16 protein-coding genes and 2 riboswitches are annotated in these 16,325 nt (G+C 39.0%); of the genes, 1 reads left to right on the top strand and 15 read right to left on the bottom strand.

Annotated elements, in window-relative coordinates:
• Positions 1-12: 12 nt before the first annotated feature.
• The 9 genes from EO119_RS00350 to thiD all read right to left on the bottom strand — a co-directional run bounded on the left by EO119_RS00350 (position 13) and on the right by thiD (position 8,799).
• Positions 13-369: a YraN family protein gene (locus tag EO119_RS00350; protein ID WP_126940261.1), complete on the bottom strand. Its 357-nt coding sequence runs from the start codon at positions 367-369 to the stop codon at positions 13-15.
• A 263-nt stretch (positions 370-632) separates the two neighbouring features.
• A complete protein-coding gene (locus tag EO119_RS00345; protein WP_082717818.1) occupies positions 633-1,436 on the bottom strand; it encodes a ribonuclease HII in 804 nt (267 codons plus the stop codon).
• Positions 1,423-2,316: a ribosome biogenesis GTPase YlqF gene (gene ylqF, locus EO119_RS00340; RefSeq protein ID WP_009354018.1), complete on the bottom strand. Its 894-nt coding sequence runs from the start codon at positions 2,314-2,316 to the stop codon at positions 1,423-1,425. The genes EO119_RS00345 and ylqF overlap by 14 nt, the downstream gene beginning before the upstream one ends.
• A gap of 250 nt (positions 2,317-2,566) precedes the next feature.
• Positions 2,567-2,908 carry a 50S ribosomal protein L19 gene (gene rplS, locus EO119_RS00335; protein WP_062402893.1) on the bottom strand — a complete coding sequence of 114 codons (342 nt, stop codon included), beginning with the start codon at positions 2,906-2,908 and terminating at the stop codon, positions 2,567-2,569.
• 122 nt (positions 2,909-3,030) lie between these two features.
• Positions 3,031-3,930 carry a zinc metalloprotease HtpX gene (locus EO119_RS00330; RefSeq protein ID WP_126940260.1) on the bottom strand — a complete coding sequence of 300 codons (900 nt, stop codon included), beginning with the start codon at positions 3,928-3,930 and terminating at the stop codon, positions 3,031-3,033.
• Positions 3,931-3,936: 6 nt separating this feature from the next.
• Positions 3,937-5,970: a glycine--tRNA ligase subunit beta gene (gene glyS / locus EO119_RS00325; protein WP_126940259.1), complete on the bottom strand. Its 2,034-nt coding sequence runs from the start codon at positions 5,968-5,970 to the stop codon at positions 3,937-3,939.
• Between the two features lies 1 nt (position 5,971).
• Positions 5,972-6,847, bottom strand: a complete 876-nt coding sequence (gene glyQ, locus EO119_RS00320; protein ID WP_009354040.1) for a glycine--tRNA ligase subunit alpha — start codon at positions 6,845-6,847, stop codon at positions 5,972-5,974.
• Between the two features lie 379 nt (positions 6,848-7,226).
• Positions 7,227-7,898, bottom strand: coding sequence for a thiamine phosphate synthase (gene thiE, locus EO119_RS00315; RefSeq protein ID WP_126940258.1), 672 nt, complete (start codon positions 7,896-7,898; stop codon positions 7,227-7,229).
• A 94-nt stretch (positions 7,899-7,992) separates the two neighbouring features.
• On the bottom strand, positions 7,993-8,799 hold the full coding sequence (thiD, locus tag EO119_RS00310) for a bifunctional hydroxymethylpyrimidine kinase/phosphomethylpyrimidine kinase (RefSeq protein WP_126940257.1): 807 nt from the start codon (positions 8,797-8,799) through the stop codon (positions 7,993-7,995).
• A 66-nt stretch (positions 8,800-8,865) separates the two neighbouring features.
• Positions 8,866-8,962, bottom strand: a riboswitch (TPP riboswitch).
• A gap of 180 nt (positions 8,963-9,142) precedes the next feature.
• Positions 9,143-9,250, top strand: a riboswitch (TPP riboswitch).
• Between the two features lie 143 nt (positions 9,251-9,393).
• On the opposite strand from thiD, the gene cytX reads away from it, so the two are divergent.
• Complete coding sequence (gene cytX, locus EO119_RS00305) at positions 9,394-10,587, top strand: putative hydroxymethylpyrimidine transporter CytX (RefSeq protein WP_126940256.1); 1,194 nt, start codon at positions 9,394-9,396, stop codon at positions 10,585-10,587.
• Between the two features lie 132 nt (positions 10,588-10,719).
• Here cytX and EO119_RS00300 read toward each other — a convergent pair whose 3' ends face one another.
• The 6 genes from EO119_RS00300 to EO119_RS00275 all read right to left on the bottom strand — a co-directional run bounded on the left by EO119_RS00300 (position 10,720) and on the right by EO119_RS00275 (position 16,325).
• Positions 10,720-11,412 (bottom strand): DNA repair protein RecO, encoded by a 693-nt coding sequence (locus tag EO119_RS00300; protein WP_009354037.1) that lies wholly within the window; start codon positions 11,410-11,412, stop codon positions 10,720-10,722.
• Between the two features lie 139 nt (positions 11,413-11,551).
• On the bottom strand, positions 11,552-12,853 hold the full coding sequence (locus EO119_RS00295; protein WP_126940255.1) for a hemolysin family protein: 1,302 nt from the start codon (positions 12,851-12,853) through the stop codon (positions 11,552-11,554).
• A gap of 162 nt (positions 12,854-13,015) precedes the next feature.
• Positions 13,016-13,915: a GTPase Era gene (gene era, locus EO119_RS00290; protein WP_062402913.1), complete on the bottom strand. Its 900-nt coding sequence runs from the start codon at positions 13,913-13,915 to the stop codon at positions 13,016-13,018.
• Entirely contained in the window at positions 13,908-14,384 is a 477-nt protein-coding gene (gene ybeY / locus EO119_RS00285; protein ID WP_126940254.1) for an rRNA maturation RNase YbeY, read from the bottom strand. Before ybeY ends, era begins: the two co-directional genes overlap by 8 nt.
• Positions 14,381-15,352, bottom strand: a complete 972-nt coding sequence (locus tag EO119_RS00280) for a PhoH family protein (RefSeq protein WP_126940310.1) — start codon at positions 15,350-15,352, stop codon at positions 14,381-14,383. The genes ybeY and EO119_RS00280 overlap by 4 nt, the downstream gene beginning before the upstream one ends.
• A 10-nt stretch (positions 15,353-15,362) precedes the next feature.
• Positions 15,363-16,325, bottom strand: a complete 963-nt coding sequence (locus EO119_RS00275; protein ID WP_126940253.1) for a TIGR01212 family radical SAM protein — start codon at positions 16,323-16,325, stop codon at positions 15,363-15,365.

Genomic DNA, 16,325 nt, shown 5'->3' with positions numbered 1-16,325 from the left:
ACTCCTCCTATCTTATAAATGACATGCTTTCATATGCCGTAATTTAGAATCTCCCACTTGAGGCACATATACTTCTATGACATCAAATCGTATAGATTCATACTCTATATCACGGGTTGCCAAAAACATAGATATGACATGACGTATGTGTTGTTTCTTTTTCCAATGCACCGCCTCGCAGGGCATTCCATAGGTTTGGGTCCGTCTTGTTTTCACCTCTACTACAATGAGCATATTTTCTTTTTTAGCGATAATATCTACTTCACCAAATCGATAGCGTATATTTCGTTCCAATACATCATAGCCTTGGCTTTTCAAATAGTTGGTAGCTAGGTCTTCACCGTATCTGCCTAATTCAATGTGATTCATAGGCACCTCCTTAGTTCTACATTACTTTCATTATGAAAGAATGTAAACCGTACACCCCACACTGTTAGGAGTGTACTCCTCTAAGAGTGTTATAATCCATATACAATTATCGATATGCAAAAAGCATTCTCATAGAATACTCTATAAGAATGCTTTTATAAGTAATATAATATTATAATCATTTTCAAACAATGGAATCGCTATGGGCAGAGATATCTTTATAGGTATCCTAAGCATGTATAACCTAAACGATATACTAATACTTAGATTTCTTCTACAGGCTTACCTGCCACAATCGATTTGATAGGTTCAAAACTATGACGATGTAATGGCGTAATGCCAAGGTCTTTTATCGCCTGCTTATGTACATCTGTATAATATCCTTTATGGATCGCAAACCCAAATCCTGGATACTCTTCATCCATAGCTTCCATGAAGCGGTCCCGTGTTACTTTTGCTACAATGGAAGCAGCCGCAATAGATGCACTTTTAGAGTCTCCTTTAATCAAAGATTCTACAGGTACCTCTAAATCTGGTAATTTCATCGCATCCGATAATACAGCCTCTGCCTGTACTGGCAAATTACGAATCGCCTCATACATAGCTTGTCGTGTAGCCTCATAAATATTGAGTGTATCAATGACTTCTGCCTTATAGGACACACAGTGTACCGCTACTGCTACCTCCATGATTTGATCAAATAAGGTATCTCGTTTTTCTGGCGTTAGTTTTTTGGAATCGTTCAACCCTACTAGCTTGCAATGAGGTGGTAAGATAACAGCTGCTACTGTCACAGGACCTGCAATAGGACCTCTACCTACTTCATCTACACCAGCGATTAGGTATTTTCCTTCCTCGTAAAAGCTTTCTTCATAAGCGTACATAGCTTCTAAACGCTGTTGCTCCTCTAAGACTTTTTTCTGCTTTCGCAAATACACACCAGCTGCGTGTTTCACGGATTCACGAGAATCTTCTAATGCCCATTGTACATAATCAAAAGGGCATTCACCTTGCAGTAGATTTTTAATATCTTTAACTTTAAGTTCCTCAAACTCACTCTTCGTCAACATAGTACGGCTCCTCATCGACGCCATCAAAGGTAATGTATCCCAATTTATTATTTCTGTAATCCGTCAAAATCACACGGCGCACCTTGTCATAATCTACGACGCCACCGCTTACCAAACAACCACGACGACGACCAATAGCCTCTAACATGGTATCTACGGATGTACGCTCTTCTTCCGTCAATTTATAACGCTCATGCAATAATGTCGGTTCATGCTCTTCTAAATATGCCAACAACTGCTTGATAACAGAATCTAAATCATACACATCGTCGGAAATAGCTCCTGTCATCGCTAACCGAGCTGCTGCTCGTTGGTCTTCAAACTTAGGCCATAATACACCTGGTGTATCTAATAGTTCAAGATTTTTACCTACTTTTACCCATTGTTGCCCCCGAGTATGACCCGGTTTATTAGCAGTTCTTGTTGCTGCTGATCCAGCTAGTTTATTAATTAGTGTAGATTTACCTACATTGGGTATCCCTAGAATCATAGTACGTACTGTACGACCTTTAATTCCTTTTTTTAGCCATCTATCGATGATGGGCTGTGCTAAGGATTCTACGGTTTTCACGAGTTGCTTATTTCCTTTGCCATTTTTAGAATCAATAGCAATAGCATGAATACCTTCGTTTTTGAAAAATTCAATCCATTCTTTTGTAGCTTTTGGATTTGCTAAATCGCATTTATTTAAAATCACTACATGTGGCTTATCACCTATCAACTCGCGAATAACTGGATTCGCACTACTGCGAGGAATACGTGCATCTAGTAATTCGATAACCACATCAACTTTCTTTTTATGTTCCGTAATCATGCGTGTGGCTTTTGCCATATGGCCAGGGAACCACTGCACGATCGGAAAAATTTCTTGACTCATATTTCACCTATTCGTCTATTATCTATATCATATGCTCATTTTACTGTTATTTTTTTCTGCTAATCTAATATCTTTTATGACATACTACTATCAAACTATATACATTTTATGAAAGTATATAAAATCGACTATCAAGTAGCAAACTCCTATCTATAACTTCATAACTAATATGCCCTACTATTTAGCAGTTTCTAAAGGAAATAAAAAAAGGCTAGCCATAGACTTACGTCTCATGGCTAACCCTTTTAAATTAGCGTTTTTCGCGAATACGAGCAGCTTTACCAGTAAGGCTACGTAAGTAGTACAATTTAGCACGACGAACGATACCGCGACGAGTTACTTCGATTTTTGCTAGACGTGGGCTGTGAAGTGGGAATACACGTTCAACACCAACGCCAGAAGCGATACGACGAACTGTGAAAGTTTCACGAACGGAACCACCTTGACGGTTGATTACTAAACCTTCGAAAACCTGAATACGTTCACGGCTACCTTCCACAACTTTTACGTGTACTTTTACAGTATCACCAGCGCGGAACTCAGGAATGTCAGAGCGAAGCTGTTCTTTTTCTAATACATCAATAATATTCACGATTTTTTCCTCCTATTTTGCAGACGTTCATTACTTACACCTTATAAGCAGAGGACCATCTCAAATTAACAGTATTATTCTATCATAAATAAAAGTTTTTATGCAAGAGGGAAATGTAAAATTTATTTTATCTCCCTCTCAACATATTGTCGCAATCGTTCGATACGTTTTTCTGTAGCTGGATGTGTGCTATAGAGTTTGCTAATGAGCCCACTTTCACCAGTTTCAACTGTATAGTTGCGTAAGGTAATCAATGCATTATGTAATTCAGCGCCTAAGCCGATTTCATAAGCATATTTATCTGCCCGATATTCGGCTCGTCTACCTGTGAATAAGTCAATAATGATCAAAGGCGCTTTAATAACCCACTGCATGAAAAGTATCTGCAATACCACGCAAAGGTAGAAGATTTGCACAATGAATGTAATTATCGGTAGTCGCAAATATTGAATCCATAATATGACACGCGCAAATAGTTCGTACACACGAATGCACATTTGTCCCAAATAGTTCATATAGAAACAAGAAAATCCGTAGGCCCCATCTTTATGATGAATATGTCCCATTTCGTGAGCCACTATGCCCAATAATTCATCATATGGCAACTGTATGATAGCCCCCGTATTAATACAAATTCGATTATGCCCCATTGCAAAAGCATTGATAGAATCATCATTTTTGATAAACCAGTCGAATTGCGACATATCGATACCAGTATGGTTTTGTATATCCTTCTGAATCATCTGTAGAATCTCTACTTCTTGCCCTATAGGACGACGTCCCCCATAGAGCCACATCGTAATGCGATGAAACCAAGGAATTTGCGCTAGTGCCGCCACAAGTAACACAGATGTACCTGCTACGGCATAGCTAATATTTTCCAGGTTAATACGCACATGAAAGAGGTCCATCGCTTTCATCAGAAAAGGATGATCAATAGGACCAAAGATAACTTGGTACATGTACAGAATACTGCCAATGATAAATACATTCGCAAAAAATGTGAGTACTGTAATAATCATAAGATTTTATTTCAATTTACCTAAGTTACTTACTTCGTAAGTCATACGTAATAATTGAAGACGATTTTGCTTCACTGCTTCGTCTTTATCCATAACCATAACATGTTCAAAGAATGTTTCAATATATGGCACCAAGGATTCTGCCAAACTTACAGCTTTCACATAGTCACCTGCCTCTAAGGCATTACGATTTGTTGTATATACCGGCAATGCCGCTTTGTACAAGGCTTGTTCAGAATCTTCTTTTAACAAGGATTCGTCTACACCTGTGAAAGTCACATCTTTTACCATATTAAAAATACGTGTATAAGCCTGCATTAATGGTTCGTTTTCATCAATACGGTTTGCTGTTAAGGCTTGTCCTAAACCTTCTGCTAAGGCAACTGTGACAGTCTCTTGGCTCAATACGATATCTACCACTTGATATGGCATGCCTTGTTCTAACAAGATATTTTTCAAGCGAAGGATAAAGAAGTTTTCTAATTGACCTAGTAATTCTTCTTGTTTTTCACTAGCCACGCCTAATAATTCCATTGCTTTTACCCAGATTGGACGCATGGATAAAGACCATTTACTATCCATCAAAATGTTGATGATACCAATCGTTTGACGGCGTAATGCATATGGATCTTGGGAACCTGTTGGAATTAAACCACGGCTGAACGTAGCTACAATGGTATCTACTTTATCAACGATACTCAAAATACGACCTGCATCGGTACTTGGTAAGATATCCCCTGCAAAACGAGGCAAGTATTGTTCAAAAATTGCTTCCCCTACAGCTGGAGTTTCACCATCTAGTAGAGCATATTCTTTACCCATAATACCTTGTAATTCAGTAAATTCGCTCACCATACCTGTCGTTAAGTCAGTTTTAGCAAGATGTGTAGCGCGTTCTAAAGTAACTGTATCTGTAAAGCCTACTTCTTGTGCTAAGGCAGCACCTAATGTTAAGAGACGTTCTGTTTTATCTTTTAAATTGCCCAAACCTTCTTGGAAGACAATTTTTGTCAATGCTTCATAACGACCAGCTAATGGCGTTTTACGGTCTTCATTAAAGAAGAATTTCGCATCGTCTAAACGAGCACGAAGTACACGTTCATTACCAGCTGCTACCACTTCTAGAGATTTGCTATCCCCATTGCGAACAGTTAAGAACATAGGAAGTAATGTTCCTTTGCCATCCACCATTGGGAAATAGCGTTGATGGTCTTTCATTGGTGTAATAATACAGTCTGATGGTAACGCTAAATAGCTTTCATCAAAAGTACCACAAAGTGCTGTAGGATATTCTACTAAGAATGTAACTTCGTCTAATAAATCTTCATCCCACACCACAGTAGCCCCTTTAGTGGCTGCTAATTCTGTTAATTGTTTACGGATCGTCTCACGGCGAACGTCTTGGTCGATCATAATAAAGTTCTTAGTTAATGTATCCACATAGTCTTTTGGTTCTGTAATAGTCAATTCAGACTCACCAAGGAAACGATGTCCACGGCTCACATTAGAGCTAGTTACATTAGCAAATGTCACTGGTACTACGTCTTGTCCAAATAATGCCACCAACCAACGTACTGGACGAACGAACCGTTCTTCTAAATCGCCCCAATGCATGGATTTAGGGAAACTTAAACCTGTAATCAAGGATGGTAATACGTCAGATAAGACTTCTTTTGTATCTAAACCAGCTGTTGTTGTGTCCGCAAAGATGTAACCATCTACTACTTTTAATTCAGATACATCTAATCCTTTACCACGAGCAAAACCGATGGCTGCTTTTGTAGCATTGCCGTCAGCATCATAAGCAATAGACACAGATGGACCTTTATGTGTTTCATGAACATCTTCACCACGTTCTGCTACGTCATTGATGAGTAATGCAACACGGCGAGGTGTGGCATAGACTTTTACAGCGCCATGTGGAATGTGACGCTCTGCCAATGCAGCTGTTGCTAATTCACCTAATTGTTTAATAATATTTGGCAAAAATCCTGCAGGAATTTCTTCTGCCCCAATTTCAAAGAGTAAATCCTTAGCCATCTTATTTATCTCCTTTCAACAATGGGAAACCAAGTTCTTCTCGTTTCGCCAAATAGTTTTGTGCACAAATACGAGCCATGTTACGAACACGGCCGATGAAAGCTGTTCTTTCAGAAATAGAAATGGCACCGCGTGCATCTAGCAAGTTAAATGTATGGGAACATTTCAATACATAATCGTAGGCCGGCAATACGAAACCTAATTGACATACACGTGTAGCCTCTGCTTCGTACATGTCAAATAATTTGAACAACATATCTGTATCTGCTAATTCAAAGCTGTATGTAGACTGTTCTACTTCATTTGCATGCCATACATCGCCGTATGTATATTGTTCGTTCCATTGTAAGTCATACACATTTTCTACGCCTTGAATGTACATAGCCAAACGTTCTAAGCCGTATGTAATTTCTACGGACACTGGTTTTACATCGATAGATCCTACTTGTTGGAAATAGGTAAACTGCGTTACTTCCATACCGTCTAACCATACTTCCCAACCAAGACCCCAAGCGCCTAATGTTGGAGATTCCCAGTTATCTTCTACGAAACGGATATCATGATCTTCTGCATGAATGCCAAGAGCAGCCAAACTTTGCAAATATAATTCTTGAATATTGTCTGGAGATGGTTTAATAATCACTTGGAATTGATGATGTTGGAATAAACGGTTTGGATTGTCACCATAACGTCCGTCTGCTGGACGGCGGGATGGTTCTACATAACATACAGACCAAGGTTCAGGACCTAAAGCATGTAAGAATGTAGCAGGGTTCATCGTACCCGCCCCTTTTTCAATGTCATATGGTTGTTGTAAAATACAACCTTGTTCACCCCAGAAGTTTTGGAGTGTAAAAATCATCTCTTGAAATGTCATTTCCATTCCTCCTTATGTTTTACAGGGAATAAAAAAAAGTCCCTGCAACGAAAATCGCTACAGGGACGAGATATACCCGCGGTTCCACCCTAATTGGCTAATGCCCTCTTTTAAAAAATAGCCTTTACTAATTGTCCATACCTAGTATGGTACAACGTTCCTGCCCATGCTCCACAGCGCCTTCTACTCATTTGTGAGCTTTCACCGTCCTCACTCGCTAACGGGAGTATACTCCTCTGCTTCATCACTTATGTATATATACTATTGTATGGATAAAAGGGGTTAGTGTCAAGGTGTATCCGCTGAATTACTGATGTAAGTTCTTAATTGCTTTTACTATCCCCCTATACCACAAAGGTCTAGTAATATGTTCTGTATATTATTTTTCCAAGAACATCTTACACCATTCCATGTTCTCTATCCACATGGCAGTTTCATATTCGACGTCTTCCATTTCTGTGATGGCTGAGATCACCGCAATACCATCTACCGGTTCCGCTAATACATCGTCAAAATTATCTCGATTAATGCCACCAATAGCTACCATAGGAATAGTTGGATTATGAGCACGTAAAGCTAAAATTAATTCGGGCCCTCGCACAGTTTTGGCATCTTTTTTTGTGCTTGTCGCATACATAGGACCTACACCGATGTAATTCACATAGTCCAACTTTGTGTTCTCCAACTCTTCTACAGAATTAATGGATGTCCCCACAAGGGCTTGAGGCAATCGTTTGCGTACTTCTTCAAGATCCATATCGTCTTGTCCCACATGAACACCATCAGCACCAATTCGTTCCGCTAATTCTACATCATCATTAATGATGAAAGGAACTCCATATTCTTTGCAAATTTTCTGTAACTCCCGTGCCAACTGCCCTTTTTCGTCACCTACTAAAGCACCTTCTCCTTTTTCACGAAGTTGAAAGCAAGTAATACCGCCTTTACAAGCTTCTGTAAGGGTCTTGTGAATATCCTTCGTATTCGGTGTTCCACAAATGAAGTACAAGCCCATCATGGAGCGCACTGTATCTATATCATGATGTTTCAAAATAATCCTCGTTTCTTATATAACAACCAAAACAGATTACTTATAGTATACCACGACACTAAGTATGGTTGATATGATATGGATCATACCTATATTAATCAGAATATTCATCCCCATAGGCCATATGATTCACTGGCCCATTGCCTGTGCCCAGACCAGGGTTATGCAAAATAGCTAATCGGATATATTCTTTACCAATCGTAATAGCGTCTTCCAAGGATTTCCCTTTGGCAAGTTCTGCTGTTATAACAGCAGAGAATGTACAACCTGTGCCATGGGTGTGTACTGTGTCATATTTAGGACTTGTCCAAGAGCGATGCATGGACATAGTATCTTTTGTAAACAAGTAATCTGTGGCCTCATCTCCTATGTGACCACCTTTGATGATGACTGCTTGAGGGCCTAATTCTTGTAAAATACGAATCCCTGCTGTATGTAAAGCTTCTACCGTATCAATTTTCATATCTGCTAGTACTTCGGCTTCACTACGGTTCGGTGTAATCAAGGTCGCTTTCGGAATCAATTTGCTTTGTAAGGCTTTCACCGCCTCATCGGAAATCAATCGATCCCCACTGGTGGCAATCATCACAGGGTCTAACACATAGGGTACCTTAGGATCTATATATGTCCCGATGAGTTCCATCATCTCTGCTGTGGCTAACATGCCAGTTTTCACTGCTTCCGGTACAATGTCTGTATACACCGATTGTAACTGTGCTTCAATCATGGATACATCCATATGGGCAATTTGCGTTACACCTCTTGTGTTTTGTGCCACTACGGATGTAATAACAGCCATCCCATAGACATGACGACTTTGAAAGCTTTTTAAGTCCGCCATCACCCCTGCACCGCCTGTTGGATCTGTTCCTGCAATTGTTAACGCTTTATGTAATTTCATAGGTATCTCCTTTACTAGTAACAAAAAAGAACCAATCCTAGGGACGGTTCTTATACAATATCTAGTATTCGATGCCATCCACTTTCCTCCGCCAGCATTATCTGGTTCAGGTCTAGGGTTTTGATACTCATCAATCTCAGCATAAGCACCCCTAGTGGTTCTTATATTAATTTAGTTATAACATGAAATAGTAACCAATGCAATACAATAAATTACAGCTAAACTACTTTCACTAGAAGAGATTTTCTCTCAATATAGATATTTAAATATCTTATGTATTTCATATAATACATTACATTTACCTATATATTGCTATTGACGTAGTATCATTCAATTCGTATAATACATCTGTAAGGGGTGCTCACTAAAGTGGGCTGAGAAGTGGCTATGTGCTACTAACCCATAACCTGATTTGGATAATGCCAACGTAGGGATATATTAGTATATTTTTGTAGTACCTATACAAACACATAAGGACACATTACCATATGGTTCCTGTTTACAATACTAGGTATATTAAGAATATCTATCATCTACAGGCTAATCGTTTCAGATTAGTCTTTTTTGTTCCCACTGGCATAGTTAGGAGTATTCATGACTGATTCAAAACTTTCATCATCGCGGTTGTCCCTCATTTGGTTCGGCGCCGCTCTTTCCATTGCGGAAATTATGACGGGCACCTATTTTGCGCCCCTAGGATTTTCCGACGGCCTATTAGCCATCATCATAGGTCACGTCATCGGCTGTTTGTTATTATTTGGTGCAGGACTCATCGGCGCTCGTGAACACATGAGTTCTATGCAAACTGTATCCACTGTCTTTGGCAATGGGGGCATGAAATTATTTTCCATTTTAAACGTTCTACAACTGATTGGTTGGACCGGTATTATGATTTATGACGGTGCTCTTGGTGCCGTAGAATTATGGAATCTACCATTCACTGCATGGACTATCATTATCGGTGCTCTCATCATTGTATGGCTCTTCATTGGTATCCGTAACATGGGCTATATCAACAGTATCATGGGCTACGGCTTAGGTATCCTCTGCATCTATTTGTTAATTAGCTTGTTACAAGAAAGTTCCATTCACAGCCAAGGAATCATCACTGACGAAATGACTTTCACAGCGGCTTTGGAATTATCCATCGCTATGCCATTGTCTTGGCTACCATTGATTAGTGATTATACTCGATTATCCAAGAACCCTGTAGCAGGTACTGCTGCTAGTGCCATCGTATACGGCGTAACTAGTTCTGTCATGTATGTATTAGGCCTCGCTGCGGCCCTCTATACAAATGAAAGCAACATTGCAAAGGTTCTACTTCATGCTGGTTTAGGATTTGGTGGGTTAATTATCATCGTATTCTCTACTGTCACAACTACTTTTATGGATGCCCTATCTGCTGGTATTTCCTCTGAAAGTTTGCAATCTAAATACTCTGGTCGTACCATCGGTATTATCGTTACCGTCATCGGCACCATCGGTGCATCCATCTATCCAATGGATAATATCATTCCTTTCTTATATATGATTGGATCCGTATTTGCCCCAATGATTGCTATTTTATTAACTCACTATTTCTTATTACGTCATTGTCCACATCTTGACCATGGACCTAGTTTGTATATCATTTGTTGGGCATCTGGTACTTATATGTACCATCAATTCCTTGACAGCAACCCATTCTTAGGAGCTAGCCTATCTACTATCGTAGGAACAGCATTAGCAACCATTGCAACAGCCTATATCATTAGCCTAATTTCTAAAAAGAAAAAAGAAATATAACCGCTTACTATACTATTTAGTGCGTATATAAGCACTCATTATTTCATTATACATTTTACAATAACTTCACAAATCAAAACAGGAGCATTCCTTCTATGAAAGGTAGCTCCTGTTTTCATTTTAATATATTAATTATATCATCGTCTCTAAAAACTCAATGCTATGCAATGTATATCCTAGTTGATATGTCAAAAGTTTTCGCAATAGAATTTCTAATTGATCCCATTGATTCGCAGTAAGACGTAAAGGCTTTGTAGGAATCCAATCATAGTTCAAAAGCATTGTTATCCCTTGTTGTAGCTCTTGTTTCACTACATACTGACAGGCTTCATAGATTTCATCGCAAAGACTTGCCATTACCTCAGGGTCTTCACAATGTTGCCCTTGTGGCACAAATCCCGCCAGACTTAACATATGCCACCCCAGCACAATAGAACCTAAGCGAATGGGTTTATCCTGTATAGATTGTAAAAATCGGCTCATATTCGTATATACACTGCGGTCTAATTTACCTTTTTCAAATAAAGCACTTACCAGTTCACCGCTAAAAGTAGCATAGGAAATATCTTCTAAACTTTCATAATCGCGTGTAGAAATCCCATCTATCTGGATAATATCGTACATGTCTCCATTAGGTGCTACTGTCAAATATAAACAGCTTAAAGGTTGTAAATACGCTCCTTCTTTATAGTTAGCTTTACGTTTATGAGGAACAGAACAAAGTATAATACCTTCTAACTTCGTGAGAAATGCATAGATACTATAGTATTTTCGTTTTTTACGCCACAGTACGATGGCTTCACTAGTAAACGTATTTGCTTTCATTTACAATTCCTCATACTTAACAGTATATTACTACTAATTCAGCAATACATGTATCATCCTTGTATATACTCTTGATTTTCTTCAACATATACATACCCTACAAACCTAAAATTCCTATGAGTATTACATACAGTATCTATTAATTTGATTCGTCATCTATGTTTTCTTCAACAGGCACTGGCACGGCATATACACGTTCTATTCGATAGCCTTGCATTTCTGTCACTGTGAAAGTATATCCACCTACGGTGATGACGTCACCAATGGCAGGTGTTCGCTCTAACATACCGAAAATAACACCACCAATAGTATCTTCGTCCACATCACCAAAGGAAATATCTAACACATCTTCCACTTCGTCTACCAGAACTTTCCCAGCAAAATTATAAGTTCCATTTGGATTTTCTACAATGGCTGGTAAATCTCGTTCGTGTTCGTCTTGAATATCACCCACCAGTTCTTCTAGGATATCTTCTAAGCCAACTAAGCCCACCATACCACCGTATTCATCCACCACAACAGCTTGATAAATACGACGTGTCCGCATGTGCTGTAACAGAACAGATAATTTCATCACTTCTGGAATGACAAGAATATTACGACGTATGGAGCGTAAATCCTTACTCGCCTCTTCACGGCGTTCCATAAGGTCCTTAATATGGACAAGACCAATAATATGATCTTTATCTTCTAAACACAAAGGATATCTCGTGTGGCTTGTAGACGATACGATATGCATGGTCTCTTCAAAACTATCTTGGGTATATACGCACACCACATCTTGTCGAGGAATCATAACTTCCTTCGCAATGCGATCCACAAAATCGAATACATTATCGATAAGCTCACCTTCCACATGGTCAATTTCACCTTGTTGATGACTACGGCTTACCAAGGCACGGATTTCTTCTTCTGTATGCACTAGATCGATTTCTGTACGATAGGGAGCTTTGAAAGCTTTCAGTACTGTATTACCAATTTGTTCCGCAAGATATACAAAAGGAATTACAATTTTTCCAGCTAACCGAACAATCGTCACTGTAGTCCCCACATAGCGTTCAGGGAAGGATAATGCCAGCCCTTTAGGAATAATTTCACCAAATATGAGCACTACTACAGCAAATAATGCTAATACAATCCATTCTACTATAATGGCATATGTGGCATCATACACTCCTAAATAATGTAATACCACATCAGTCCCATCTTCTAAATAGCGTCCTACATAGACTGCTAAAACGACTATAAAGAAGAGAATAAAGAAAGTGGACGTATTCATAAACCGTTCTGGCCGTTGGTATAATTCACGTAATTCTTCTTTTTTCCCATCACTCAAGGAGTCCATATCTTCTAGATGTTCTTCTCGTAAACGAGCAAAGGAGAATTTACTGATAACAAACAAACTAATGATTAAAATACAAAAGATGGCAAATAGAATCATGCCACCCGTGACGGGGGTATCGATATAAATCAGTCCTTTCTATATACACTATTTTAACAATACCATACTCTATCTCAAGGTATGTGATTTTTCATACGTAATGTTGTCTACACTATGACCTAAAAGATTAACAGCATACCATAAAATAACCGGCCTTAAGTATTAATTCCGATATCCCAATTCAGATAACATACCAGATTTATTGCGCCAGTCTTTTTTCACTTTTACCCATAAATCTAGGAATACTTTTGTAGCCAATAAACGCTCTACATCACCACGAGCTTGGCGGCCAATAGTTTTTAACATGGCTCCTTGTTTACCAATGATGATACCTTTTTGAGAATCTCGCTCTACATAGATAGTAGCTCGTACATAGGTAGTGCCATCCTCTCTTGTCTTCATTTCATCTACATCAACAGCAATGGCATGAGGAATTTCATCATGAGTCTGTAACAGGATTTTTTCACGCACAATATCAGAGATAATCAAACGTTCCGGTTGATCTGTAATCATATCATCTGGGAAGTATTTTGGACCTTCCGGTAAATGTTTTTCTAATAAATTCACCACTTCCTCAATATTGTCTTTTTCTTTCGCAGAAATCGGTACCACCGCTTCAAAAGGATAGCTATTTTCATAGGATACGATAGCCTCTAACAAGTCTTGCTTTTCCATCGTATCAATTTTATTCACAATGAGGAACACTGGTACATTCACCTTACGAAGTTGTTCAATGACAAAGTTGTCACCAGGACCACGCTTCTCATTAGCTGCCACTACAAATAAGACAGCCTCTACTTCACGCAAAGAATCTACCGCTTGGTCTACCATGAATTCACCTAATTTATGTTTTGGCTTATGAATCCCTGGTGTATCCATGAACACGATTTGTTTCTTTTCATCTGTATAGACACAAACAATACGGTTTCGTGTCGTTTGCGCTTTATCAGATACGATAACAATTTTATCATCAATCAATGCATTAATTAATGTAGACTTTCCTACATTTGGTCGACCTACAACGGCTACAAAGCCTGATTTAAATCCTTTTCCACTATTCATTATATGGCATATCCTCTCGTACATAACCTAAATTACCAAGCACAAATTCTTCCTCTGTGCGCATTTCTTTTTTATCTTCATCTATCATATGGTCATAGCCTAAAATGTGTAAACAGCTATGAACAGTTAAATAGGCAAGTTCACGAATAAAATCATGATTATACTCTTTCGCTTGCTCTGCCGCTCGCTCTAGGGAAATGACAATATCCCCTAATAACTGTCCTTCTTCCTCGATAGAAGCTTCATCTCCTTCATTGAGGGCAAACGATAACACATCTGTAGGCATATCTTTACCACGGTATTCACGATTTAATTCCTGAATTTTTCCGTTGTTACAGAGGAGCACACTATATTCATCTTCCTCGTGCAATCCATACACACGAGCCACTTCATTACAGCACCGTTGAATGACTTCCTCGTAAGTGCTATTCTGTTCGATTCCCTCATCATAGGAAATACTTACAATCATTCTTGTTTCCCTTTCTCTAAAAGTTGATATTCTTCATAGGCTTTCACAATACGACCTACCAAATCATGACGCACCACATCTTGGTCAGAAAAATAAATACACCGAATCCCTTTGATGCGTTGTAACACTTGCTCTGCTTCAATCAAACCAGATGTTATCTTCGGTGGCAAGTCAATTTGCGTTGGGTCTCCATTAACCACCATTTTCGATTGATACCCTAAGCGAGTTAAAAACATTTTCATCTGTTCTGGCGTCGTATTCTGCCCTTCATCAAGGATGACAAAGGAACGTTCCAAGGTGCGACCACGCATGTAAGCCAATGGTGCTACCTCGATAGTCCCTTGTAAGAGCATCTTCTGCACTCGTTCTACACCGAACATATCATGTAAAGCATCATAGAGAGGACGTAAATAAGGGTCTACTTTTTCTTGTAAATCGCCTGGCAAATACCCTAGCTTTTCCCCTGCCTCTACGGCAGGTCTCGTCAAAATAATACGATCCACTTCACGATTTTTCAAGTAAAATGCTGCCAGTGCAACAGCTAAATAGGTTTTTCCTGTTCCCGCAGGACCAATACCAAAGGTGATCGTATTGCGACGAATACTATCTACATATTGTTTTTGGCCCACTGTTTTAGGAATGATAAGATTCCCCTTCACAGTCACATTGATAGTATCTTCATATAACTGAAAAAGTGATTCTTTTTCACCTTTCAAGATCATCGTGGTAGCTGTTCGCACATGATGATCGGTGATTTTAATATGATTTTTAAACAAGTATAACAGTACATCTAACACTTCCATTGCTACTTGTACAGATTCCTCTGAACCTGTTATATCCACAATGGTATCTCGATGTAATATATCTACTGTTACTAGTTCTTCTAATACTTTCATGTGAGATCCTTGAGGTCCCACGATAGGTCCTACCATGTCATAAGTAGGTATGGTAAATCTCTGATTAGCCATATGCTCCCTTTCACAGAAATTTTTGAACCGCAGCGCCATGTAAATAATCATAGCCACTGCCTTGAGAAATATCTTCGTCTTCCATAATTTGATCAATCAAATCTTGTACGCGCCACCAGCCCATAGACCAATTCGTGAAGATTGTATTTTCCTCTGGCGCACGTCCCACCAATCGTTGTAATACAATCTTAGGGTCTAGGTAACGTAAAAATTCTACCACTCGTCGAGCGTATTCTTCTGCACTGATTAAGGTAAATTCACCAGCCTCATAATCACGTGCCATTTTCGTATTCTTTACTAAGTATAATGCATGAAGCTTCACTTGGTCTACTTGTAATGCTGATAAAGTTTTCGCTCCTTCAATAACATCGTTCATGGTGTCCCATGGAAGGTTCAGTATCATATGAGCACACACTTCAAATCCATAACGCTTGATGCGCAATACTGCATCGATAAACTCCGCCATCGTATGTCCTCGGTTTACCTTTTGTAATGTATGATAGTTCACCGATTGTAAGCCTAATTCTACATAGACATCAATACCATATTTGTTTTGTATATCTTTTAAAATATCTAAATAGGCATCATGTACACAGTCTGGACGTGTGGCAATGGCAATGCCTACCACATGTTCTAAGCAAGCTTCTTCCACATACTGGCGAAACTTCTCTGGTGGTAAATAGGTGTTACTAAAATTCTGAAAATACGGTATATATTTATAGGCTTTATATTTTTTCGCAATATGCACCACTGTTTCATGAATTTGCTGTTTCACCGTCATAGAGGCTGGTCGATTTTCATAGCCTGCTCCAATTTCACCACAGAAGGTACATCCACCTACACCTGCTGATCCATCGCGATTAGGGCATGTCAACGGTAATGCCACTGGAATTTTATAAGCCTTTTCCCCATATCGCTCTTTGTAAAAAGCAGATATCATACGATACCGCTTTGGCTTTGTGGTATCACTCAT

This window comes from Veillonella sp. CNR 79/14 (assembly GCF_003992185.1).
Classification (GTDB): domain Bacteria; phylum Bacillota; class Negativicutes; order Veillonellales; family Veillonellaceae; genus F0422.
This window is presented reverse-complemented; position numbering and strand designations above follow the sequence as displayed.